The sequence below is a fragment of the Paenibacillus pabuli genome (genome assembly GCF_039831995.1).
Lineage (GTDB): Bacteria > Bacillota > Bacilli > Paenibacillales > Paenibacillaceae > Paenibacillus > Paenibacillus pabuli_C.
Map to the genome: position 1 here is coordinate 1,626,439 of NZ_JBDOIO010000003.1, position 24,990 is coordinate 1,651,428.

General features: G+C 49.2%; 23 protein-coding genes. 5 read left to right on the forward strand and 18 right to left on the reverse strand.

The genetic code is table 11. The annotated features are described in order from the left end of the window. Nucleotides 1–124: 124 nt before the first annotated feature. The 11 genes from ABGV42_RS09270 to ABGV42_RS09320 all read right to left on the reverse strand — a co-directional run bounded on the left by ABGV42_RS09270 (nt 125) and on the right by ABGV42_RS09320 (nt 14,750). Nucleotides 125–727, reverse strand: coding sequence for a general stress protein (locus ABGV42_RS09270; RefSeq protein ID WP_347381429.1), 603 nt, complete (start codon nt 725–727; stop codon nt 125–127). A 234-nt stretch (nt 728–961) separates the two neighbouring features. Then, nucleotides 962–3,481: an ATP-dependent helicase HrpB gene (gene hrpB / locus ABGV42_RS09275; RefSeq protein WP_347381430.1), complete on the reverse strand. Its 2,520-nt coding sequence runs from the start codon at nt 3,479–3,481 to the stop codon at nt 962–964. A gap of 110 nt (nt 3,482–3,591) precedes the next feature. Beyond that, nucleotides 3,592–4,398, reverse strand: a complete 807-nt coding sequence (locus tag ABGV42_RS09280; RefSeq protein WP_347381431.1) for an SDR family oxidoreductase — start codon at nt 4,396–4,398, stop codon at nt 3,592–3,594. A 209-nt stretch (nt 4,399–4,607) separates the two neighbouring features. Continuing rightward, a complete protein-coding gene (locus ABGV42_RS09285; RefSeq protein WP_347383190.1) occupies nt 4,608–5,438 on the reverse strand; it encodes a protein phosphatase 2C domain-containing protein in 831 nt (276 codons plus the stop codon). Between the two features lie 20 nt (nt 5,439–5,458). After that, nucleotides 5,459–6,211 (reverse strand): vWA domain-containing protein, encoded by a 753-nt coding sequence (locus tag ABGV42_RS09290; RefSeq protein WP_175395969.1) that lies wholly within the window; start codon nt 6,209–6,211, stop codon nt 5,459–5,461. 33 nt (nt 6,212–6,244) lie between these two features. Continuing rightward, nucleotides 6,245–8,338, reverse strand: coding sequence for a hypothetical protein (locus ABGV42_RS09295; RefSeq protein WP_347381432.1), 2,094 nt, complete (start codon nt 8,336–8,338; stop codon nt 6,245–6,247). Nucleotides 8,339–8,494: 156 nt separating this feature from the next. After that, entirely contained in the window at nt 8,495–8,770 is a 276-nt protein-coding gene (locus ABGV42_RS09300; RefSeq protein WP_017689071.1) for a WXG100 family type VII secretion target, read from the reverse strand. Between the two features lie 197 nt (nt 8,771–8,967). Next, entirely contained in the window at nt 8,968–9,516 is a 549-nt protein-coding gene (locus ABGV42_RS09305) for a WXG100 family type VII secretion target (RefSeq protein ID WP_347381433.1), read from the reverse strand. Nucleotides 9,517–9,522: 6 nt separating this feature from the next. Then, nucleotides 9,523–10,353, reverse strand: a complete 831-nt coding sequence (locus ABGV42_RS09310; protein WP_347381434.1) for a hypothetical protein — start codon at nt 10,351–10,353, stop codon at nt 9,523–9,525. 16 nt (nt 10,354–10,369) lie between these two features. Further along, nucleotides 10,370–14,374 (reverse strand): type VII secretion protein EssC, encoded by a 4,005-nt coding sequence (gene essC / locus ABGV42_RS09315; RefSeq protein WP_347381435.1) that lies wholly within the window; start codon nt 14,372–14,374, stop codon nt 10,370–10,372. 55 nt (nt 14,375–14,429) lie between these two features. Then, nucleotides 14,430–14,750 (reverse strand): hypothetical protein, encoded by a 321-nt coding sequence (locus ABGV42_RS09320; RefSeq protein WP_062326145.1) that lies wholly within the window; start codon nt 14,748–14,750, stop codon nt 14,430–14,432. A gap of 422 nt (nt 14,751–15,172) precedes the next feature. On the opposite strand from ABGV42_RS09320, the gene ABGV42_RS09325 reads away from it, so the two are divergent. Continuing rightward, nucleotides 15,173–15,412: a hypothetical protein gene (locus ABGV42_RS09325; protein ID WP_095287663.1), complete on the forward strand. Its 240-nt coding sequence runs from the start codon at nt 15,173–15,175 to the stop codon at nt 15,410–15,412. A gap of 103 nt (nt 15,413–15,515) precedes the next feature. On the opposite strand, the gene ABGV42_RS09330 is transcribed toward ABGV42_RS09325, so the two are convergent. The 5 genes from ABGV42_RS09330 to ABGV42_RS09350 form a co-directional block, all read right to left on the reverse strand. Next, on the reverse strand, nt 15,516–15,668 hold the full coding sequence (locus tag ABGV42_RS09330) for a hypothetical protein (protein ID WP_181429970.1): 153 nt from the start codon (nt 15,666–15,668) through the stop codon (nt 15,516–15,518). Between the two features lie 563 nt (nt 15,669–16,231). Continuing rightward, nucleotides 16,232–16,780: a GNAT family N-acetyltransferase gene (locus ABGV42_RS09335; protein ID WP_347381436.1), complete on the reverse strand. Its 549-nt coding sequence runs from the start codon at nt 16,778–16,780 to the stop codon at nt 16,232–16,234. A 111-nt stretch (nt 16,781–16,891) separates the two neighbouring features. Then, on the reverse strand, nt 16,892–17,230 hold the full coding sequence (locus tag ABGV42_RS09340; RefSeq protein ID WP_347381437.1) for a L,D-transpeptidase: 339 nt from the start codon (nt 17,228–17,230) through the stop codon (nt 16,892–16,894). A 56-nt stretch (nt 17,231–17,286) separates the two neighbouring features. After that, a complete protein-coding gene (gene rsgA / locus ABGV42_RS09345) occupies nt 17,287–18,378 on the reverse strand; it encodes a ribosome small subunit-dependent GTPase A (protein ID WP_347381438.1) in 1,092 nt (363 codons plus the stop codon). Nucleotides 18,379–18,879: 501 nt separating this feature from the next. Further along, nucleotides 18,880–19,473 (reverse strand): metalloregulator ArsR/SmtB family transcription factor, encoded by a 594-nt coding sequence (locus tag ABGV42_RS09350; protein ID WP_239298816.1) that lies wholly within the window; start codon nt 19,471–19,473, stop codon nt 18,880–18,882. Between the two features lie 170 nt (nt 19,474–19,643). Between ABGV42_RS09350 and ABGV42_RS09355 the strand changes: the two genes are divergently transcribed. The 3 genes from ABGV42_RS09355 to ABGV42_RS09365 all read left to right on the forward strand — a co-directional run bounded on the left by ABGV42_RS09355 (nt 19,644) and on the right by ABGV42_RS09365 (nt 21,789). Further along, the gene (locus ABGV42_RS09355; protein WP_347381439.1) at nt 19,644–20,642 is read left to right on the forward strand and encodes a YpdA family putative bacillithiol disulfide reductase; all 999 of its coding nucleotides are present in this window, start codon (nt 19,644–19,646) and stop codon (nt 20,640–20,642) included. A gap of 5 nt (nt 20,643–20,647) precedes the next feature. Beyond that, nucleotides 20,648–21,091 carry a DUF441 domain-containing protein gene (locus tag ABGV42_RS09360; RefSeq protein WP_095287669.1) on the forward strand — a complete coding sequence of 148 codons (444 nt, stop codon included), beginning with the start codon at nt 20,648–20,650 and terminating at the stop codon, nt 21,089–21,091. 185 nt (nt 21,092–21,276) lie between these two features. Beyond that, nucleotides 21,277–21,789 (forward strand): ADP-heptose synthase, encoded by a 513-nt coding sequence (locus ABGV42_RS09365; RefSeq protein ID WP_095287670.1) that lies wholly within the window; start codon nt 21,277–21,279, stop codon nt 21,787–21,789. Between the two features lie 83 nt (nt 21,790–21,872). Here the strand turns inward: ABGV42_RS09365 and ABGV42_RS09370 are convergent, their stop codons facing one another. Continuing rightward, a complete protein-coding gene (locus ABGV42_RS09370; RefSeq protein WP_347381440.1) occupies nt 21,873–22,322 on the reverse strand; it encodes an NUDIX domain-containing protein in 450 nt (149 codons plus the stop codon). Nucleotides 22,323–22,447: 125 nt separating this feature from the next. Next, nucleotides 22,448–22,744: a HesB/YadR/YfhF family protein gene (locus ABGV42_RS09375; RefSeq protein ID WP_347381441.1), complete on the reverse strand. Its 297-nt coding sequence runs from the start codon at nt 22,742–22,744 to the stop codon at nt 22,448–22,450. A gap of 493 nt (nt 22,745–23,237) precedes the next feature. Between ABGV42_RS09375 and ABGV42_RS09380 the strand changes: the two genes are divergently transcribed. Next, entirely contained in the window at nt 23,238–24,983 is a 1,746-nt protein-coding gene (locus tag ABGV42_RS09380) for an ABC transporter ATP-binding protein (protein WP_347381442.1), read from the forward strand. Nucleotides 24,984–24,990 lie beyond the last annotated feature (7 nt).

Genomic DNA, 24,990 nt, shown 5'->3' on the forward strand with positions numbered 1-24,990 from the left:
CTTCCTCGAAGGAAACCGGCTTTTGAGCGCCTGACGGCTCACATTAACCAAATCATGATTTATATGTGCTGCTCCTGTTTAACCTTGTATACAAAACCAGTGTACTAGCCTGAACAATCCAAGCTTACAGGAACGTGTTGTTTCCAAATCGTGCTGCTTTATCCTGAGCATCCAATCTCCGCTCTTCCATGTCGAGATCCGTTCGCTCTGCTGGCACATCCGTACCATGAGCTGCGTATCGATCACGATTCAGATAGCTCGTGTTGCTGAAAACATCATAGACATCCGAATCGCGATCGGTGGAGTCAACCAGGAGAAGGATTTTGCCGTTTTGTACATATTCCTCATACTGTTTGGCATCCTCTTCAGGAATACCCAATCCGACAAGTCCACCGACCAAACCGCCTGCACCGGCACCTACTGCCGCTCCCGTAAACGCTGCTGCAATCGGACCCGCCGCCAAAATTGGACCTATACCTGGAATGGCCAGAGCCCCGATACCAGCCAACAGTCCGGCTACGCCACCTAATACGCCACCTGTGGCTGCACCTGCTGCCACACCTTCCGGCGCCTTGGTTCCCGTCTCTTCCCGGATGGCCTTCAACTCGTCCCGATCCTGCGTCACTACCGAAATTTCGTCTGAACTGAATCCTTGCGCTTTCAAGCCCTCTATGGCTTGAGATGCCTCACGTTCTGTATCAAAAACTCCTACGATTTTCTTCTGCATAGTGAATTCCTCCTAGTCATTTAAGAGTTCGCTTCGCTATGTTATTACCCGTACAATTTTCTTTCAAACGCTTGCAGCTATTATATCGTGCGCAAATACGAATAAATACAGCTTAATTCTCTGATAAAACATACGCTTATGAAGTCATTCTTATCAAAGGGGGTCTCTGAAAAGCCAGATCAATATCCAAGCTTTTATATATGCAATGGTGAGCGAAAAAAAACATCATGCTCTCTAGGTGCGCGGCTTCGCCCGATTGGTCGCCATGGCCTCCAAAGGATTGTCTGGCCAGTAATGCTTTGGATATCGGCCTTTCAGGTCTTTTTTTACCTCGAAATAAGTCTCCCGCCAAAAGTTCGTCAAATCCCGGGTCACCTGAACAGGGCGGTGCGCAGGGGACAGCAGATGCAGGGTTAACGGCACCCGACCTCCAGCAATACGCGGTGTAACCTGCTGCCCGAACATTTCCTGAAGTCGTACCGCCAGTGTAGGATCTTCAGGTCGGCTATAATCAACCGGAATGCGTGATCCGCTGGGAACCTGAATATGAGTTGGCGCCTCCCGGTCCAATTGCTGCCGTTGTTCCCAGCTCAAACCTCCTAGCAATACGTCCTGCATGGATAGTTTCTTCAAATCGGAAGCAGAACGCATTCCTGCCAGAAAAGGTCTGAGTTGATCCTCGAGCTCCTCTGACACATGATCCGCCGCGAGATCGGGCCAGTCCGGCAAATGACGATGCAGGAAACGCAGTCTGTCGGCGAGCTGCCTTGATGACTTGGTCCAGGGCAGACAGTCCTGACCTTCGGTGCGGATTCCGGTAAGGAGCGCTTCCAGCACCTGTTCTTCCGGGGGCTGTGCGATACTGCTCTCCTTCATCAAGATTGCTCCGATTCGCAGCCTTCGATGAGCTCGCACGCTTCGTGTACTGCGATCCCATGCAATCTGCACATCCTCCTGCATGAGATCTGCACCATAATCCAGCAGAAGCTGCTCCCCCACCGGTGCAGCCAGCAGGATGCGTGCATCCGCCCCCTGGTCGTCTGCCTCAGCTGCGACCAGGTATGCTGAACGGCTCAGCGATTCTGCCTGGCTGAGCTGTACCCCGCGGCCGCTGCTCAGCAGATAGCGGCCGTCCTCCCGGCGCTGCCCGATCCGGTCCGGATAGGCGAAGGACAGCAGCAGCCCGCAGCTGTCCTCGTCCGGCCGTTCCGGATCCTTCGGCGCAGGGCCGAGAGCCGTGCGCAGCTGGCGGCTCTCCTGAAGTATGCGCCGCACGGCAGCGACGTCTGCGACCGCCGCGGCCGCTTGTGGCATTCCGCTGCGGTCCGCCGTCAGCAGCGCTTCCACGCGCGGGCGCAGATCCGTGCCCGCGCCTGCACTGCCACTGCTGCGGAGGCCGGCAGGCTCCTGCAGCAGTGCCGCCAGCATGCTGGCGTAGCTGGCCAGCCCAAGCTCCGCCGCGCGGAGCAGCATGCTGGCCAGTCGCGGATGCACGCCAAGCGCGTTCATCCGCCGCCCGAAGGGCGTGATGCGGCCTGCGTCATCCAGGCCGCCCAGCTGGCGCAGCAGCGCCTGTGCCTGGCCGTAGGCCGCGGCAGGCGGGGTGTCCAGCCACTGCAATTCTGCAGGGGACTGGACGCCCCAGGCGGCAAGCTCCAGCGCCAGCGGTGCAAGGTCCGCGGAGGCGATCTCCGGCCTTGCCGCCTCCGGCAGGCTGCCGTGAACCTCCTCGCTCCACAGCCTGTAGCACACCCCTGGTGCAATTCGCCCTGCACGGCCCCGCCGCTGATCGGCTGACGCCTTGGACACGGGCTGGGTAACAAGACGACTCATGCCAGTGCGCGGGGAAAATACCGAAGCACGACTGAGTCCAGCATCAACAACCACTCTGACACCCGGAAGCGTAAGGCTTGATTCCGCAATGGAGGTGGACAGTACAACCTTACGGCTTCCTTCCACGGCCGGACGCACTGTCTCATCCTGACGTTCCACCGGCATGCTGCCATACAGGGAGTGCACCTCGACATGAGAAGCAAGACTGCGCTTCGACAGTTCCCGTTCTGTCCGGTGAATCTCCCTGGCTCCTGGAAGAAAGACCAGTAAGTCCCCTTCCTGCTCCGCCAAAGCTTTTACAATCACGTGAGCCGTGAAATCCTCCAGCACGGCAGAAGCGGGCTTCGGTACATAACGGGTTTCCACAGGAAACGTGCGTCCCGGACAATCAATCGAGCGAGTCTCTTCGCCAAGCAATGCACAGATTGGGGCAGGGTCCAGCGTTGCCGACATAATCAGTACCTTCAGATCCGGACGCAGCATTGCCCGTGACTCCAGTGCCAATGCCAGTCCAAGATCGCCGTGCAGATGACGCTCATGAAACTCATCAAAAATAATCATCGCCGTATCTTCAAGCCCCTGATCCTGCTGAAGCATGCGTGTAAGTACCCCTTCGGTGACAACCTCGATCCGCGTTGCCTGACTGACCCGGGTATCCATGCGGACACGGTACCCTACCCTCTGTCCCACTTTTTCATTCAAAGCTGCGGCCATCCGTGCCGCGGCTGAGCGCGCAGCAAGTCTGCGAGGCTCCAGCATCATGATTTTACGTCCGTTTAACCAAGGTTCCTCCAGCAGGCATAGGGGGACTGCGGTGGTTTTACCTGCCCCCGGCTCCGCTATAAGCACCCCCGTATCCTGCTCTCGAAACAGCTGTTTCAGCTCGGGTAAAACCTGTTGTATCGGTAACTCTATATTCATATTATCGCTCCTAATTTATACGGCACCATGCAATCTATAATCGAAAGTGAATGTTAGCATTATAACAAAAAAAGCCGTTCCAGAGGAACGACTACTTCAGATCAAGCGTATTAACGCAGCAACGATTCGGCGCCATCAATGACAATCTCAGCACCCGTAATATGTTTGGATTCAGACGATGCCAGGAATGCGACCAGATTGGCTACATGCTCCGGCTGTCCAGGGCCATCTGCAAGCGGCTGCTCCCCTTCCGGAAACTCCATCGGAATAACAATTTGGTGCAGCTCATCCGTTTTAACCGTGCTTTGATCGATATTGGTTGCAATGGCTCCCGGACATATTACATTGACCCGGATTTTGAACCGGGCCAGTTCCAGTGCAGCCATCTTCGAAAATGCAACCTGTCCTGCTTTCGAAGTACTGTAAGCCGACATCCCGAAGCTGGTAAACCGTTGATTACCGTTAATGGAACTCGTAATAACAATGCTTCCCCCACCGCGTTTCTTCAGATGTGGGAGGGCGTACTTGATCGTAAAGAACGTACCATCCAGATTGGTCGTGATAATCCGCTGCCAATCCTCCACCTGAATTTCCTCAATTGGAGCCGAGACACCGTTAATGCCTGCATTCGCAAACACAATGTCCAAACCGCCAAACAACTCCACGGTTTCCAAAACTGCTTTTTCCACCCGTGCCGGATCGGAGATATCTACATCAAATGCACGTGCAGCACCTGGATGTACAGCATTAATTTCAGCTTCCGTCTGTGAAATCCGATCATTCACCAGATCAAACAGCGCAACGTGTGCACCTTCATTTGCCAATTTGACAGCTGTTGCCTTACCGATGCCAGATCCGGCTCCGGTAATGATGGCCACTTTGTTTGCAAACCGAGACTTGTCGTTATGTTGTGTCATGCTCCATTCCACTCCTTTTCAGCAATTATGTAAGAATGTACATCCAAGACTTGTGTATCCGCATGATATAACATGCTAACTAAGTAGATTCTTCACAAGATTACCCAAAAAGAGCGCCTTTTAAATCAACAACGACAAGTTTTTTCTCAGTTGATTTTACCTTTAGTTAAACGTACCTAACAATGAATGACTTCGCTAAAATTGTACATCTACCATTCCAGCTCAATGAAAGCGGCATCATCTTCAAGCCCCCCGGTATGCGTAGCATCCAGCAACACCTGAATGTGTTCATCCGGGATATATGCCTGTACGGCATCCAGATCATTCAAACCATCCGTGTACAGCTGCAGACGTATCTGTTCATTGGATAGCTTCGCCTCATAAATATGAGGCTTGCCTCCAACAGGCCCTTCCAAGGTTGACCAGCGTTCATTCGTCCGGCAGTGGTTCTGAAAAGCTCCGGACTGCTCCTGACCATTGCGCCAGAGGCGAATACGCGAATCCCCCTGCCAAGCCATCCACATACGGCTTTTTCCCAAACCACGTGACAGCTCAATTCGGCCACACACATACATCGCCTGACTGCCTCTACTCCGCTTCTCCATTAACACTTCGCGTAAAAGCAAGGGCGAGTTGTCCAATGGCTGAATTTTCTTCAGCTGCTCCGATGCCGGAACCGTCAGTTCTTGAAGCAGATGCTCTACCGCTTCTGCCGTTGGATTAGGGGTAGTTTCCAACCACTCGAGGAGCGCATTACCCAGAAAACGCGCGGCAAAATCACCAAGGTAACTCATGCCTACACCATCACACATGACGAACGTACATACATTTCCGTCCATGCGAACGGCAGCAAAGTCTTGACCCGAATCCCCCTGATGAACCGTCTCTGCAGCCCTTCCATATCCATAGCGACACTTAAAAGCGCCCTGATAACGAGTAAGCGGCTGTTCTCCGGTCTGTGCGCTAACATAACGAAAGATTCCACGACGCTGCTTCCCTTGGCTTCCTTTCTCACCAGCAGGCAATGCTGCCAATCGCATCGTTTTCAAATGATCCCCTCCTATCTCACAGGCGTAGCAGCAGACATCTGAAATCCGATGGATACCAGTTCTGCACATGTGCCTGGCAGCATCATCAATGCACCGGGTGCGAGCAAATAGTCCGCTTCGACAAGCATTTCACGGTAACTTTCAGGCAGAACCGAAGACATATTGCGCAGCTTCTCTCCGTGCTCATCCTGAAGAACGGTTTCCGGCGAAATTCCTTTCCATCTTCTCGGCTCAGGGATGGGACCTTCCAATAGATGATCGGATATAAAGATATTTTCAACGAGTACATTGCCATCTGGCACACTCATGCCCATAATCCGTTTGGCAATCGGTTCCGGATCTTCGCCCGTAGCCACTCCATCTGTCATATGACAAACCAGCGGCGCAGGACAATCCTGCATGTTCGGTATTTCGGCCTGCAGAATCTTTTCTGCTTGCAGAAAGGCTTTCGCCGAATCCGAGAATCGTTTAGGTGTCAGGTCAGGCAACGAACCAACCGCTGCTATTTCGTCAATTCCCTTGATTCCGTTTAACAAGTCATAGACATCATCACTGTACGCCAGGATGGCAATCCGGTAGCGAGGTGTCAATCGGTTTCCTTTGGTCGAGCGAAACACCATCTGGCGTATGGCCAAGGCCAGGGCATCATAGACGACATCGATCCGTCTGCGGTTTTCCAGAACCATATTCATGGAGGCACTGATATCAATGAGATAAATAATAAGTGCGGGTGTGCGCTGGGATGCTTGTATTGTATAGTTCATCTGGGCCTGAGCCACCTCCGTTGTTCACGTAATTTACAAGTTGGGCAGATTGTAGCTGGTATTGCTCAAAAATTTGTTAATCGCACTCATTCGTGCCGCCACTTTACCTACACCTTTAAAGTATGCAGCATCCGTGTTATACAAATTTTTGAAATCACGGGCATAGGACACCGCATTTTCGATCTTCTTACCTTTTTGAGCATTATACGCCTTGTTATAATGAGCAATCAGCGTAACCACGTTCTCAGCACGCTTTTTCTTGAGTGCAGCCTTTCGAGCTGCTTCCTCGGCTGCTTTCTGCGCTGCCTGTTTGCGTTCTGCTTCAGCCGCTGCCTTGCGCTCCGCTTCCTGCTTCGCTACTTGAGCATCATGCTCCTTCTTCCAGACCAGGTAGGCTTCATACTTCGCCTGCTTGTCGTACTTCTCCTGCAGTGCCTTTTTGGCTGCTTCTTTCTTCTGCTGTTCCTGCTTGGCTAGATAAGCCTCGTATTTTGCCTGTTTATCGTATTTCGCCTGAAGGGCTTTTCGTTCCTCTTCCTTTTGCTGCGCTTCCGCCTGTTTTTGCTTTTCCGCAGCTTCAAGCTTCGCCGCTTCTGCTTGCTGTTTCTTCTTCTCTTCTTCCTCCTGCTTCAACGCAGCGGCTTTTGCCGCTTCTGCTTCTTCAGCAGCCTTGATCTCTGCCAGTCTTGCTGCTTCTTGTTCTTCCTGCTGCTTGACCTCGGCCTGATCGGCCAAAATTTTAACAGTTGGCACGGTACCGGCCAACAATACAACTAGGACAGCGGAGGAGATCATGAACTTTTTGGATCTGTAAAAAGGAACACGGACAGGCTGTGCGGCTTCTTCCTTGGGATTCAGCTTGGCATCCAGCTCGTTGATTGCAGCCTCAACTTCCATCTGCATCGCACTATTAGCCGGAATGAAATGATACAGCGAACGGTATACTTCCAGTGCTGCTGCAGGCTTATCCTCATCCTCCAGTGCCCGAGCCTGCAGGAACAGCCTGTTTACAACTGCTTCCTGTCCAGGCGGCACTTCAGGACTCGACGTGGACGCATGATGTCCATTAGCTGACTTCAAATCTGCTACGCTGGTCCCTGGTGCACTTGCAACTGTCTTGCTCGTCTCTTCTACGTTTGCCGCATCTGTTACTTGGTCCTCAGGCTCCTTCACTCCAGCTGCTTCTGCCTGACTGGCGTTTGCTGAGGCCAAGGCCACAAACCATTCACCAAATGTTGGGCAGCTGCTCAGATCGTGACTCTCCCAGGCACGGATAAACAGATCGGATATTTTGGAACCCCATCGTTTCTGAAGTGAATCGCGCATAGCAAAATAGCGCTCACTCACCGTTTGCATTTCATGCTGATCAAAATAACTTTCTCCCCATGCCTTCTCTACAATGGTCGAATCGGACCAGCTTAACATCTCAGCGATAATAACTGCACCAGCAAAACGATCGGCATATGAGCTCCACAAACCGCTGTGTACTGCCCGGTGAGCTGCATAACCGGGTGAACCGGCAAGCAGAGCATCTGGACGATCCATTTTGGAACCGTACATCTGCTCTACATCGACGAGTTCAACTGCGGATAAGGCTCCCAGGTTTTCCACTTCGGAAAAAAACGGAATCATCACATTGGGTGCGGACAAATCACAATGAGCAAGTCCTCGTTGCTCCATGGCCGAACCAGTCCCTGCTAGTGCTCTCGCCAACTTCAGACTCTCTTCTGCAGTCAGCTGTTTCTGATCACTGATTACGTCAAACCAGGTCAGACCCTGCACCCACGGCATCAAAACCGCGTACAACAAATCGGGGTGTTCTCCAATGAGCGCTCCGTTTCTTTCCGGAGTGAGCACATCACGCTTGCATACCTGCAAACCTGGCAGTTCACTATAAGGTTCCATATGCTCAGATTGATAGACCATAGCCGGGATACGGAATTTAGGAAAAAATACTTTTAGTGCTTTGGCCCCACTTATTGAACCATTTCGGGGTATTAACTGGTAGACGATCCCTTGCCTTCCGGCTTGGGCGTATGCCAGACCGGGCGCAGCCGGATGCTGCCCAATGGTATAGGCAATGTCATTGATCACCACTTCATCCCCGGGATTCGGTTGAAAAGACATGCTCATCCCTCTCTCTGTCATTCTGTCATAGTGCAGCAAAAACCGGGTGTCGTAAAACGCCCGGTTTTTGCTGTAGTTATACATCTTCAGCTTGCTGCCTGCGTACGATCTAGTGCCAAGTCAGACATGACATCGGCCTGATCTATGTAAAGCAGTTTAGCGAGCTTGGTCAGCTGTACGGAATTTGTTGGCAATAGCCGTCAGTTCCGCGCTGATGCTGTTCAGCGTTTGAACGAAAGATTGCATTTGTTTGCTGGCTTCCTGGAACTCCTGGAAGAAGCGTTGTTTCGTCATACCTTCCCATTGTCCTTCCATGCTTGTGATGGATTGAGTCAATGTAGAAACGATTTGCTGACTTTGCTCACCGCTTTGTTTGAATTGGTTGGAAACCTGATCAAGTTGTTCTGGGGTAACTAAAATGCGTCCTGCCATGTGTAATTTCCTCCTTGGTTTGTGCAATTAAATTTTTGCTTGTTCAAATTGTACTATACCAGGATCGATCGAACAAAAGCCGAAGGACCTAATCCTATTTACCCCATTTTTGGTGATTGAAACTTCCCTTAACAGACTATTTACATAAATGATTCACTTTCTGCTGTCCTTATTTCGCACTTCTGTAAACTGTCTAATCAGGATACCACAGGTTCGGTTCCTCTTCTCCCCCGAAAGGTGGGATCTGTAAATCTCCACGCTACAGGTTCAGGCTGCATCGCCTGGATCAATGTAGCGGGGGAACCGTCGGGCGGCGAAGCATCCTGCACCCGGTATACTGCCGCCACCGCGGAAAGGGGATCGGATACTACAGCAGCAGCTGCGGCGTGTGTAGGCATGATTTCCCCTGCACGATTGTTTTCAAGAACGTTAAGCATATTGACCGCATTGCCATAGGCTGTGTTCACATGACTCAGCACTGTACGATACTCCATGTCTGCCTGCTGGAATAACAAGGCTTTGCGTCCCAGCTGCACGCTTAAGTCCATAAAACGACGCACCGCATCTTCGCCAATTCGCTTGCTGTGACTCCATTCACTCATCACCGCAGCGCGGGCCTCAATATCCCACTCCAGCGAATGAATCGCCTGTTCCAACACTGTCATCTTTTGCTGTATTTGCTCCGCCGCATACTGAATCTGCCTGCTCAGTGCCCGAAGCACATCCGGTTCCACACGAATGCGCATTTACCATCACCTTTCCTCTTCCCCTGCAGGCTGTTTAAGCCAGTCCAGCAGCATCTCGTGAAACTGTTCTCTCGTCGTCAGCGCCGCTACAAGCCAATCATCTGAAGCGGCTGTACTCATGCGGAACAACCAGTTGGATACAGAGCTCGCAGCGAATGCTGCAGACTGTGACTTCCAGCCTTCCCCGTTCCACACAAGCAATCGCAGTTCACCGTCTGATTCTTTGTTAACCAGACAACGCGCAAGAGCTAGCGACCCTTCCGGATCGTTCGTCTCCTGTGCCAGTTCGTCAGCAACCGCGGATTCTTGCTTGTCGTTAAGCTCGTTCATAACATCATAGAATTTTTTCTTGGAGCACATCAGTGCAGGCTTCTCCGCTGGAGAATGGCCACTCCACTTCATCCTTTGAATCAGGAAGTCAATCGCTTCACGAACGTTCCCGAGATCGGATAACCGGAAGGAATCCGGTTCGTCAGCAACACGGGAAACTTCAACGACCCGTTCGTCCGTGCAATGGATATAACTTTCATACGAAGTGCCGCTCGATGTGTAGCGAATCCAGCAGGCCCTGTCTGACAGTCCCGCAATGGCTACCCTGGAGAAAACGGTCGGTGTCATGATCAGCTCATTGCTGTCCTGATCCTGAATCAAATATCCCTTTTCGAGCAGAGAAGTTTTGACGCGCTCCCATTCCACAGCGATGTCTTCTGCCATGTAACCGCGGAAGGGATCTTCAACGCCAAGCAATCGGTCTGAACCGAGAATACCGGCCAGGAAAAAAAGTTCTTTTATTTGCAAAGTGACTACCTTTTGCTTGGAATCATGAACCGTCAACATTATGAGCCACCTCCCCTCAAACTACAACATGCCATCGGTCACGAATTTCAGAAATCCAATCTGTCATTTTCCAGCTGTCATCACAAGGAACTGCACCTTTAACCCTGGAATATTTACGTTTAACATAATAACCTTGACCTGGTGGCAGTACCTTCAGCCCAGCTGAACTGCCTCCAGATTCGGTATAAGGTATACGGAAGAACGAGAGATCGTTAGGGTCTAAAGTCCCGAACAACAATCCACTCTGGGAAGCCTTAACATCACTCACCCAGTCTGAACCAAAGGTTGGGAAATCAGCTGGAACACCCGAAAGTATAACATGTATTCCACGATCTCGTCCTTGACGAACAATCGCTCCCAATTGATCTTTCACGTTAAAATCATTCAACTGTTTAGATAGGGTATCTGCATCATCGATCACAAGCACGATTTCAGGTCCACCCTTTAACTCGCCTCTTTTTAGAACCTCATCGTACAACTGTTGGATCACAGGTGCAAGCTGTTCTTCACGAGACACATGTCCACGGACATGGGGCAAACTACTGATCTCTCCCAGTCCTCCGGAACCATATCGCATATCTACCGTGTATAATTGCACGTCTTCAGGAGAAGCATGATAAGCCAGAGATAACATCCATGTCAACAAAAATGTTGTTTTACCGCCCTCCATGGGACTTGTGACCATAAAATGCGGACCTTCACGAAGATTCAGCAAGAAAGGCTCCAAATCATCTGTCAACAAGCCTACTGGAACATTGATAGTCGAAAATTCTCCTGCTTGCGCAAACGCCCCCGTAGTCACAAGTAAATCCTTGAGCTTCACTTCTTCAGGAAGCGGAGCAATCTGCGGAGCTTCTTCTCCTGTCCAGCTATCCCGAATCTCTGCGATCATTCCGCGGAGAGCAGACGAACGTTTCCCTTCATCCTCACCGGACGATGGCAAAGCCGCTTGGAACATTAAAGGTGGTACCTGTCCTTTTACCAAGCCTCTGCCTGGCGGAAGCTGGCTTGGTGCCTTGGAAGGCCGGCCAACTGCGTAATAATAGTCACTCGGATCGGAAAGTTCAAAGGAAACCGCGTTTGGTATGTTGCTTCTGAACTTCTCGAAGACATCCGTTACCCGATTCGCAGTCAGGATGAACGTAATTCCGAGACTTCCACCTTCACGCAGAATCGTTTCCAGCAGTTCGTTCTCATCTGGATAAGCATTGCGGAAAGATAGATAACCATCGATTACAACAACAATCTGCGGAACAGCTGCATGTGCTGTCCGGCGATAAGCCGAAATCGTTTTAACCCCTGCCTCCGAGATCATATCTTTGCGCTGTGCTGACAGCTTCAGAATATACCGGAATAGACGCTTGATCCGATCCTCCTCTTCGGCCATCAGAACGCCACCGATCTGCGGCAGTCCTGTAAAGTCCTTCATCATCCGTCCCATATCGATAATGTATCCATGCCATGGATCCGTACGACGAGAACGGGCGAGGGACATCAGCAAAGTCTGGACAAACGTCGTTTTACCCAAACCAGGCATGCCGTACACAATCAAATGCCCTTGATCTACAGGGAGTGCAAGTGGCATCTGACGCTGGTTAGGCAGATCGTCAAGCAGACCAACCACCGGCTTCAAGCCACTGGCTCCGCCGTCAAGCAGCAGCTCTCTGTGCTCTTCATCCTGCCAATCCGCTAGACTGTCCCATTCCAGCGTCTCTGGAAGGGGAGGCAGCCATGGACCAGGCAATCTTTTGATTCCTGCATCTGCGGCAGACTGTGCCACATAATCGATGAAGACCTGTAGTTGTTTAGGAACATCTTCGCCTTTGAGGACTGCCCTGCGTTCTCCAGTCAAAAGTGGTTCTCTCTTACCATTAAGACGTACTTCCATGACAGGCAGTACAGTCGTTGTGTCCTCCTGCTGGTTGTAAGGCGCACCACTCCAGGCAAACTGCATCTCCTCAAATACCTCATCACTGCCGACCTGGAAGTATCCGCGGCCCGGCTTGGTAATCCATGCTGCATTAGGGATCTTGATCATATCCCGGCTGTCTCCCTCGCTCTGTACACGAAGACAGATGCGGAAACGGGAGTTACTCCATATTTTGTCATCCACTACGCCTGCCGGCTTCTGAGTTGCCAGAATCAGATGCACACCCAGTGTTCGGCCAATAGCCGCAATACTAATCAATTCATCCATGAATTCCGGCTGGTCCCGTTTCAATTGAGCGAACTCATCAATAATAATGACCAAATGAGGCAATGGCTGTTCATGTCTTGAACGTAAAATCTTGTAATATTCGTCAATGTGCTGAAGGTTACCGGCATCATTCAATATCTTCTGTCTTCTGACCAATTCAGCCCGAAGTGAGATATTGGCCCGTTCAATCAAATTGCCATCCAGGTTGGTAATCGTACCCACCACGTGAGGCAAGCCTACGAACGTATTGGACATCCCCCCGCCTTTGTAGTCAATCAACATAAAAGCCAGGTCATGGGGATGGAACTCGGCAGCCAGGGAAGCCACGATGGACTGAATGACCTCACTTTTACCTGAACCCGTCGTACCTGCGATCAATCCGTGCGGGCCGTGACCCTGACGTTCAATTTTGTCATGCAAGTTGATGGCTATTTTCTTGCCACCTGCGCGCACGCCCATGGGTACAGGCAGCGTATCCGGATATCTTGTCTGGCCCCAGCGGGTGATTACATCCAGATCTTCAACACGTGAAGTGCCAAGCATATCAAATAACGGAAGGATTTGCGGGATGTCCGAAGCGGAAGATCGCTTCAGCCGAATGGGAGACATGTAACGCGAGAGTGCCTCAGCCGTCTCTTTCGATATCACGTCCGGTGTGTACGTCTGCTGTACAACGTCAGCGTCTTCCGTTTTTTTGATGTACACGCCCTTGCCTTTGGATGCTTCCATGATCAATTGACAATGCATCGGAAGGGATTCCTTGCGGTTCGCCAAAATAATGGTGCACACATCAATCTCCTGTGCAGATTCGAGCAATAATGGAAGAAGAGGCTCTTCTTCAATAAGCTGCGTGTCCGAGAGAACAACGACATAACACGGAGTCTGCACACTTTTTTTGTACCGATCTTCTTTGTTGTTCCGACGACGGTTTAACACGGAAAACAAGCTGTCCGCCAATTGATGCGCACCGCTGTGCCTGTCGGCCATATAGCGTTGTCCTTGATCTTCATCCCAGATATGGGGTAACCAGCGCAGCCAGTCCCATTCCTTCGCTTCTTTTTCTTCATAAAAAGCCGCAATCTTCAATTCATCCGGCGAATGCCGCACCGTGAGTTGTGAAATGATGACGCGCAAGGAAGCAAGCACTTCCTCACGGTTCCCTACCAATCCCATCACTTTCGATTGGAACAGCGGAAGCGTAATGGAAGCATCGGATACCGTCTCAAATTCTGCAGCAAGTTCATGAGCGGCCTCAATTAATTCATCTTTTTCATAGCCATCCACTCGAGGAACCTGCAGTTTAATTCGAAACGGAATTTCTCCCGTACCGATCCGTACCTGTAAGAAATCGTCATCTTCCGGCGAACGCTCCCACAGGGAACTGTTGCGATTCTTCACGACTTGCAGACAAACATTGGGATCACCATGAATCTCATACAGGCTCTTGACCTGCTCGGCCTGAGCTTCCTTAAGCTCTTCGCGGTGCTTATCCAGTTGGGCACGGTACATGGCCTTACGCTCTTCAATCTTTTTTCGATACGTCTTTTTGTTACTCAGATATACGAAAAACGGAATGGTATATGACGTAAGCATCATCATAACCGTCATCATCTGAAACATCATATAATTGCTGTTGCCCATTTTGCCCGTCATGTTGATATATACGTAGAATCCGATACTGACCATCGTCATCATGATCGGTATTATAATAGAAATCATTGAAAACGTAGGTTTGCTCGGTTCTGTTGGAGGTCTGAGAATTTCCAGCCTTTCTTCCTTAAGAACCGGTGTCATTCTTGGAGAACGTTGATATAACACATTCACGAAGAGAAGACCTCCTTATAATGGGTTCGATAATGAATGTATACGTCAAGAACCCTCATTCGTTGCTGTCCTGCTGAAATAATGAACGTCTTCCGTACACTGGTGCTTCTTCCGTAGTGGTTGAGAATGCCCGCTGAACGCGTACACAGCTTCCTTGCCGCAGGCCCGTTTCCATCAGCTGCTGCGAGTTCTGCGGAGAGAACCACAAACCTTCGGGGAATTTGGCTTCAAGGATATATTGGATGCCATCACCAGGTGCCTGTCCAAAGATCCGCACCCCCAGCAATGTCTTCAGATGTTCGATCGTACACTCATCCGGGACTTCAATATCGAACCATTCACCTTCCTCCCGGCCGGAATACACGGTAAGAATCATCATAATCCCTCCCATGGTCTCATATGTAAATTGTCCTAATGTCAAATTAAATCAAATAAATGCGGATGAATCGCTATTCCAACCCTATTTTCTTACATTAACACCCTGTTTGCAATGTACAACCTGTGTTTTTGTTACATATGACCCACATAAATATTAAAATATCGTCCAATGGACTCAGAACTTTTGAGGCATTGTTCACGTTAATTGTTGCGAGGATGCGAAAACAATTTGTTTTCTTCCATATAAATGGGAGATAACATTCCGTATTTGGGATTTCTTATTCCTTGGTCCACAATCAAATTGTGAACACTTTTCAAACATTGCTCACCTTTATGTTTTCATAAGCTGATTTTAAGGTAATTTTAAGCATTGGAATTTATTATAACCAGTATGAAATAACTCTCGTGAGGTGATTTCTAGTGAGAACACTAATAACTTTTCAAAACAAATCAATCCCTGTATATTTCAATCAAGAAAACAAACAACCTATGCAAAAGACATTAAGATTGCTTAGCAGTGCCCTTGAGCATAAAATCAGCAATGGTAAGCGCGCATTGCAAAAATGTCTGCACTCTTTGATTAGTATTGAAATTGTCGGATGTGAGGCCATTCTGCACAGCCGCAGTGAAAATGACTCTCTGGCCTTGTCGCTGTATTAAAGCAGAGTCAGTAAAGAAATTGCATATGCAAACAAGGAAAAAGGAAGCTGTCCATAAAGACAAGCTTCCTTTTTTTGATGAAGGCCAGTTTCTCTATCTATTTTTAATGCACTCTGCTAACGGCATAAGTGGTCTCATGCTCCTCTGCGATCTCGGCTCTGCGAATGCGAATGACAAACAGCCGAACCAGATTGGCACGTGTATGCTCTTCCTGACAAGTGTTCAATTTTCTCAGAATAAAACGGTCAATGGACATGGAATTCAAGCCCCTTTACCTTTGGATTTACGGATCGGTACTCCCGTGTATCCATAAATAACCAGATTACGTGAACACCAAACAGCTTTTCCCTCGGATTTCTGGTCGTCCAAATTCTTGATGTAAAAACGTGCAAAAGCTCGCCAACTCAAGCCAGGCGCGGACTTTCGCATTCCATGTCGATCTTTCCCGAATGATCTATTTAGTCGTTACCAGGGAAATCCCGGTATTGATGCTGCAATAGGCCTTCTTTGATAACTGGCAAGGACTCACTCCATTTTGATGAGCTTTTTTGGGCTGACTCGTATGGCCGATCTATATCCGCCTTACTGGAAGATCGCTACGTCACTTCCCCCGGATAAGGATTTATGTTCTCCATCGTTTTCTCACCGGAGCTTTCTACCCATTCGCCATTAATATATTGTTTAGTCCAAGTTGCATGTGTTTTCTCCATTAAAGTCATCTGGAGGCGGCACCTAGTCAAGATTGGATGTTCTTCTTCTATAAGAAGTATAGTAGTTCATTAACCTGATTAAAGATGGCGCAAACGTGTCACTCAGACTCTATGATTCCAATGGAGGCGGCACCTGTCTGGCAAAATCATTCAGATTCTCCCAGCCGTAGGCGATCTCGATCAAGTTCTGCCCTCCGATTCGAATGGATTGTGTATGAACAGGCCTTCCTCCCATCTTTTCATAAAAACGGCATGCCGAATTTCGCTCTAACGCCCAGATCAACAGACGCTTCATGTCCTGAGAATGAAGATAACGAACAACATGCGTGGCCAGTTGCTGACCGAGGCCCTTTTGTTGTACCTCTTCCAGCAAATAAATGGCATATAACTCTGCATCATAAGGCAGCTTACCTTCACGCTCCCTTCCTCCACAGGCAAATCCGACAATATTCCCGCCCGGCTGTTCAGCCACCACCAGAATCTGATTTTTTTCGTCAGAGCGTATGGTTTGTTCCCATTGGGATATTCTTGATTCCGTAGTCAAATGGTCCAAAAAATCATCAGGTACAATATTGCGATATGTAGTCTTCCAACTCTCTGTATGTACACGGGCAATTCCTTCTGCATCCCCTTCACGGGCTTGTCTGATCTGTACCAACGAACGCTCACCTTCCTCTCAGATTGTAGTGATTTTACATTATTATAAGCATGATGCCCCTATATTCCAAATACATCCATAAACCAATTCAGGAGAGGGTAAAATCCGGCCCTAGGGCCGGATCGTCACTCTCGTGCCTACAGATACCTTTGAAGAGAGATCCAGCACGTCTGAATTGTACATACGGATACACCCATGTGATACAGACTTGCCGATGGACGAAGGTTCATTCGTCCCATGGATGCCATAATGAGGTTCAGATAACCCCATCCACAGCACACCAAAAGGTCCACCCGGATTTGCTTGTTTGTTTACAATGGTAAATTCCCCGCTTGGGGTCTGAGTGAGCATCTTTCCTGTTGCGACAGGATAGCCCTTAATTACCACATTGCCATCCAGAAGATATAACATGTGATCCGACAGATCCACAATAATTCTGTATTCCGGCATCGTGACATCCCTCCTGAGCTATTCTATGCTGAACTCACAAGGATGCCCGCCTGATTTTAAGCCTCTTCCCAATCACTTACTCTCCGGGCATGTTTGGGTTTACGTGAACTCGCTGGTTTGCTTGTAGCTGTTCGCCGCTTGGAAGCAACTGCTTCCTTCCGCTGCTGATATTGTAATTCCTTCTGCATCTTCAGATAATTGTTTAGCCTTTTTTCGTCCAGGGACCCATTCTGAATGGCTTCTGTAACAGCGCATCCCGCTTCCCGTGTATGACTGCAATCGACGAATCTGCATGCTGCAGCAAGTTGTTCAATTTCACCAAACGCCTGGGACAGTCCATCATTGCCTTCGTCCCACAGGTTCAGCTCACGCATGCCAGGTGTATCGATGAGCACAGCACCTTGGGGCAAAACGAACATCTCTCGATGGGTTGTCGTATGTCTTCCCCGGCTGTCATCCTCCCGGACGGATTGTGTAAGCTGCACATTCTGCCCCATCATCCAGTTTACAAGGGTGGACTTGCCACTACCTGAAGAACCGGTCAAGGCTACAGTGGTCCCTGGCTGCAGATAGGATTCTAGTGAAGCTTTTCCCTGGTCCTGAGCAGCCGACAGCGCAAGCACTTCAATGCCAGGGGCAATCCCCTCGACCATCGCCGTTTTCTCCTCTACATCAGTGCATAGATCGCTTTTGCTTAAAATAATGACCGGTCTAACCCCTCCATTCCAGGCCATCATAATATACCTTTCCAACCGTCTAAGATTAAAATCATGATTAAGCGCAGCGACGATCAGCAAGGTATCGACATTTGCAGCAATCAGCTGCTCTTTCGTTATGGCCCCGGCAGCCTGCCTGGATACCCGGCTCTGGCGTGGGAGAATACCGTGAATCGTAGCCTCTTCACCAGGCTCCCCCGTTATTGCTACCCAATCCCCCACTGCTGGAAGCGTCCCCGTCTCCAGGTTGTCATGACGCATTCGTCCCGATATCCTTCCCCAGCATTCTCCTTCGGCTGTGACGAGACGCTGCAATTGACCGTGGTCAGCAATAACTCGGGCTGGTGCTCTCATTTGCATTTCGATTCCTGATTGCTGCCACGTTTCCTGCCATTTCGCGGACCATCCGTAATTTTCGATGTGATTGTTCAAATTCCATATTCCTCCCAAATTGTGTTCTTACCTTCTTACCATTGATGCGCGCCAATACTCCGGACTAGATCAAATGCAAATAAACCACGAGTGAGAAACCACCCGCGGCAATTCGAAGTTAAAAGAATCGAGATTTTCCTGTCTGTACCTGTCAGCAGAACGAAAGTGTAAAACTCTGCCACATGCAATACAGGACATCCCTTTTCCCTGCAATCAAAAAGCCACGGGTGCGTCACCCGTGGCTTCATCTGTACATGTAATAATAACTACGTAAATGTGGACGTACCTGTCCAATTCACGTACTTTACATGTTTTGATCCGTTCCGGAGACGCTGTCCATATTCAAATTAACGTATACTGCCGTTAGGATTGTCATATAACATCGCCTCCCTTGTAGATTTATCCAACATGTTACACATTGTACTCTGCTCTTGTCAAGCCTAATTATATTTTATCTATCTGGATTAATTTAATTGCTCTGATTTCTTTTGTTGTCATCACTTATTTTACCTGATCCCAGCGGGTCCACATTTCCTTCGGATTAAGTTCGTAGATCCCATCTTCCCGGTACATAAACTGATGCATAATGAATTCCCGGCGAATTGTGGCAAAGTCCTCATGGTACGTACGTATAAATTCATTGATCTCTTTCTCCGTATACTTGCGTCCGAATTCAAGCTGTTCAACTAAATGGCCAAGCACGATGAGCTTCTTCTTGTACTGGGCAGGAATTTGACGCAAGCGTCCATCTTTGGAAAAGAAATTTCGCATGACAGATGCTTTGAGCGTTTCGTTTACATCACTCATATCAGCTACCTCCTCTCTTTTGAAAATAAAATCAACGGAAGCCTGAGCATGCTCACGTATAAAGGATGGATTGAGAGAGAAAAACACCGTATTTTTTTCTCTCCGTTCCTTGATCAATGCCGCTTCTCTCAACTTGGATGCGTGATGAGTAACTGTGGGCTGTGACAGATTTAGCTTCTCGGCAAGGGCCTGTCCATGAAGTTCACCCTGAGACAGCAATAACAGCATACGAAGCCGGGTAGGATCAGCCAGCGCTTTGTGGTATGCCACAATTTTCTCCAGTTGCATGGGCGTCGCCTCTTTCATTTAGATAAATATCTAATTTGATGTTAATCTTTTCTCACCACAAAGTCAAACCCGTTATGCGGAATTTTCTTCCGCCAATTCCTGGCGTAAACTGGCATTACATGACTATTTACGGTAGGATAATATTGCTTGAATGAAGGAGGAGTAAGAACATGGAAGATGTAATTATCATTGGCGGAGGACCTTGTGGTCTATCTGCTGCCATCGAATGTGAACGGCTGGGTCTGTCAGCTGTCATTGTAGAGAAGTATAATATTGTACAATCCATCTATCTGTATCCAACCCATATGCAGTTTTTTAGTACAGCGGAACTGCTCGAAATCGGAAATGTCCCGTTTAGTACGCCAAACGACAAGCCTTTTCGCTACGAGGCACTCGCCTATTATCGCAAAGTAGCCGAACACTTCGGCCTGCGTGTTCATAATTATGAGGAAGCCCGCGAAATCAAACGCAGAGACGATGAAACCTTTGAAGTACATACGGTCAATCGCCGCGGGGAAACCATTGTTCATCAGGGACGTAACGTCGTTGTAGCTACAGGTTACTTCGATCACCCGAACTACCTCGGTATTCCTGGAGAAGACAAAGATAAAGTTACGCACTATTTCCGAGAAGCGCATCCCTACACCCGAACACGTGTTGCAATCATCGGTGGCAGCAATTCCGCCGTGGATGCAGCGATGGAACTTGTCCGTGTAGGAGCCCACATTGACATGGTATATCGGGGTACGGGTCTGTCGGAGCATATTAAGCCATGGGTACGCCCACTATTTGAAAGCTTGGTGCAGAAAGGCCGCATTACGCTGCACCTCGGTGCACGTGTGAATGAAATTTTGGACGATTCCGTTCGCCTGCTTCATGCAGACGGATCCACAAGCGAGCTTGAAAACGATTTTGTTCTGGCTTTGACGGGTTTCCGTCCAGACCGCAAACTGCTTGCTTCCGTCGGTGTTGAAATGTCAGATGATCTGGACAAACCCGTTTACAATGTGCAAACGATGGAAAGCAGTGTTCCCGGAGTTTACGTCGGTGGAGTTATCGCTTCAGGACGCAATGCCAACGAAGTATTCATTGAGTCTGGACGCTGGCATGGAAAATATATTGCAGAGCATATCGTAAGCCGGCAACGCGGGCAGGCTGAAGGGAATTGAAATCCATGGATATGACCTCTTTGCTGCTGCTCGTGTTTGCAGCACTTGGTATTATTAGCAGCAATACACCTGTGACCGTAGCCATGGTATTTCTACTCCTGTTACGGGTATTGAATGTGAACCAGGCTTTTCCCTGGCTTGAAAAGTACGGGCTTACGCTGGGCATTATCATTTTGACAATCGGGGTCATGGCGCCACTTGCCAGCGGTAAGATGAGTCTGCAGACGATCGGGGAGTCTTTCCTTCACTGGAAGTCGCTGCTCGCCATAGGTGTGGGCTTACTGGTGGCTTATCTCGGTGGACGGGGCGCTACACTCATGAGCACTCAACCAACTGTTGTTGCAGGACTACTTATTGGAACCGTACTTGGCGTTGCCCTGTTCAAAGGTGTCCCTGTAGGACCACTGATTGCGGCAGGAATTCTGTCCCTGCTGCTCGGCAAATCCTGATTGAAGTTGGGACTTGACATTCTACTGACTGGCTGTATTTCCCACCGTTGTATGATATACTACTATTCATGCAATTCATGCATCCATGTCCATAGCAGAGAAATCAATTTCATTTGTATTCGTTTGCATTACCAAAATTGATTCACCTCGCAATTATTAATGGCCGCAGGAGGATTCAGGTACCCATGTCACGTCAGTTTATTACAGAAGCCGTGATGGTGGCAATTTACGGTCAATTGCTCGCGCCGCCCGCGCCTGTTGAATATATTGTTCCTTATACCACCGTCTTGGAGTTATATGAATTTCAAGTCAGTCCGGATCCTTTGATGGATAACCCGGCTGATGATCAGCATGTAAAATCGAAGATTAACGAGATCATCTCTTATTTTGAAGAACCACTGAATAAGAAGAAGATCGAACGGGCCCTGTCCGTTCCTTGGGCCAAAAGCCCGTCCATCCTGTTTGGTGATCAGGTGTCCATCGCCATTATCAATGCAGTGGATACGGCTCAGTATGGTGAGTATTTCGATCCTATTGAGACAGAGCTGCTGCTCACTTCACAGCGTCTGAGTATCCCGATTCTCACAGATCAGGTTGAGCTGATCGCACGAATTATAGAATCATCGGCCCCTGTGCAAGTATTTGATATTGATGACTTTGATTTTGCGATGGACGAAGAACCGCTCGATCAGGTCTAGTTGATCTGGAATTCTGCATACGGCATGTAATATCAACAAAAGAAGCCTTTCCCCGTTGGGAAGGCTTCTTTTTGTTTTGCCGTTTAATCCACCATTGTACGTTCAAGCAACATACGACTTAGGCCATTCAGCACCGGAAGCGATTCCGGGTCGAAAAACTTCAATCCTGCCTCGCTGTTGACTCGGGATTCCACCAAACGATCCTGAATGATTCGTGCTCGGAACAGGGCGATCACAAAATAATCCTCATCCCCGCTGGAATGCAGCTGTCTCAGGTCAGGACCCGAATGCAGTGTTTCAAGTGTCATGCTGCTTGCTGTCCATCCCGTCTCCTCCCACAATTCCCGATGCGCTGTATCTTCAATGGCTTCGCCAGGACGCATCTGTCCAACGGGGATACGCCAATGACCTTGCTCGGCGTGCTGGATCAACAACAATTCACCTCGTTCGTTCTCGGCCCAGACTGCAGCCTTCACCACAATATGAGAACGGTTTGCAATATACTGGGCCAGATCTCGGGCTGGCGGATTCAATTCCTATCCCTCCTGTTCGAAGCCGGCAGAAGCCTGCGGTACAATCCATGCTTAGCCGCAATTTAATCCAGTTCTTTCATCTCGTTACAGAGGCCGAACCGAAGGTATTGCCAGAACAAACCTGATTAGACCTCTGTGTAACGATATTCAATATCTTGTCCTTCTTCCACCACATCGACATGCAGCTTGTGGCCTTTCAAATACCAATAATCGTGATCTTCCATAAAAAAGTGAATACCTGATACTTCTGTTTGGTCAGCCGGATGGCGTGGTTCCTCCACAGCGATTCCCAGTGAAAACCCAGGATGGAGACCTCCGCCGGAGCTATAACGAGCGAAGAATCGGATGCTGTCTCCTTCGTTCAAGTTCAGTTCTTCCTTATACCAGCGGGCAGCGCGGTCAGATACATGTATGGTACTCATTTGATGTCAGCTCCTTCTCTATATATATGTTACATCATATCGCTTGATGGGCTTGAGTTCAAACATAACACCACAGAAATAAACAAAAATAGCTGCTCATGCAATTGTGAAAAAAGTTTGACAGATCCCAAAAGGCGGTGTTAAGATGCAAACATACGAGATCCACATTCAATTTATTTCCAAAACAGAAAGGGTGATTACGGTGTTTAACAGTCATATGGATGGTCTATTCAGCTCACAATTAAATACCGGAGCGCCCTCGAAATCGTTATTCCGTTCTAAGTCAGCACTGCAGTAACCCTGAATCAGGTTAGCTGCTGCGCACACTTACGATACTTATGTTCAGCGGTGGCTCTGCTCTCGGAGCCATGCGCCGTATGATTAATATCCAAGACATACCGCCTGCGTGCGGTATGTCTTTTTTTGTGGGTAGAAACCGGTATACATGAGTAGGTAACGTATTTCACTGACACTTGAAAGGAAGGGATACCACTTGTTCTCTGTACTCAAAAACCTGGCCTGGTTCTTCCGGCTGGAACGCAAACGATACCTGATTGGTGTCATTTTGCTCATTCTCGTGGGCGTAGCCGAACTGCTCCCCCCTCGTCTGCTCGGCAATGCCATTGACGAGATTGTGCGCGGTTCTATTACTGGCGCCTCACTCACACGTTACATTTTACTTATCCTAGGAACAGTCGTTATTATCTATCTGACCACGTACATATGGATGCACAAACTGTTTGGTGGCGCGAATCTGGTTGAACGCTTGCTACGATCACGTTTCATGGATCACCTGCTGCGGATGACCCCGCCTTTCTTTGAGAAGAACAGAACGGGAGATCTGATGGCTCGTGCTACCAACGACCTTCGTTCCATTGCCACAACAGCAGGCTTCGGCATGCTGACACTAACGGACTCAACTGCCTTTCTGGCAACCGTATTGTTCGCTATGGGTTTTCTGGTGAGCTGGAAGCTGACCCTTGCTGCAATTCTGCCGCTTCCGTTTATCGCCATTGCCATGATGATCTACGGTAAAGCCGTTCATCAGCGTTACACGTTGGCACAAGACGCATTTGGGGACATGAATGATCAGGTTCTGGAATCCATCGCAGGTATTCGTGTGGTACGCGCTTATGTTCAGGAACGTCTGGACCAGAAGCGGTTCGCTGATGTCACTGAAGACGTTTATCGCAAAAACCTGGCCGTCGCCAAGATGGATGCTCTCTTTGAACCTACGATTCGGCTGTGTGTCGGTCTCAGTTACGTTATCGCGCTGGCCTACGGGATTTATCTCGTGTTTCACAATGAAATTACCCTCGGAGATCTCGTATCGTTCAACATGTACCTGGGGATGATGATCTGGCCTATGTTCGCCATTGGCGAACTGATTAACCTGATGCAGCGTGGCAGCGCCTCTCTGGACCGGGTTAACGAAACCTTATCTGTAGAACCTGCTGTTCAGGACGTCGATCAACCTGCACATATTACGAATCCTGAAGAAATTGCGATGCAGGATGTGACGTTCCGTTATCCAAGTTCTACAGTCGATAATCTTAGTCATGTCAGCTTCTCGCTTCGCCGTGGTCAGACACTCGGTGTTGTGGGACGTACAGGAAGCGGTAAGTCCACCCTGCTCAAACAGCTGCTTCATGAATACCCTGCCGGTTCCGGTACATTAAGCATATCCGGTCATCCGATCCAGGAGATCGCCAAGGATGACTTACACAGCTGGATAGGTTATGTTCCGCAGGAGCAGGTGCTGTTCTCCAAGTCGGTTCGTCAAAACATTCAATTCGGCAGGCCCGGTGCGAGTGATGAAGTCATTATGGAAGCCATCCGTACTGCAGCCTTTGATGGGGATTTGGGCACATTATCCGATGGACTGGATACCCTTGTTGGTGAAAAAGGAATTGCCCTGTCCGGCGGACAAAAACAGCGGGTATCTCTCGCACGTGCCTTTATTGCCGAACCCGATATTCTAATCCTGGATGATGCCTTATCCGCAGTCGATGCCAGAACGGAAGCCAAAATCATTGAAAATATACGCAACAAACGCTCGGGCAAAACAACGCTGATCTCAACACACCGCCTGTCCGCCATTGAACACGCAGACCGGATCATCGTACTGGAGCACGGGAAAATTACGGAAGAAGGAACCCACCAGGAACTGCTTGCCATGAACGGCTGGTACCGTGAACAATATGAACGGCAACAGGTGGAATCCAATCTGTCCACGTAGGAGGTCA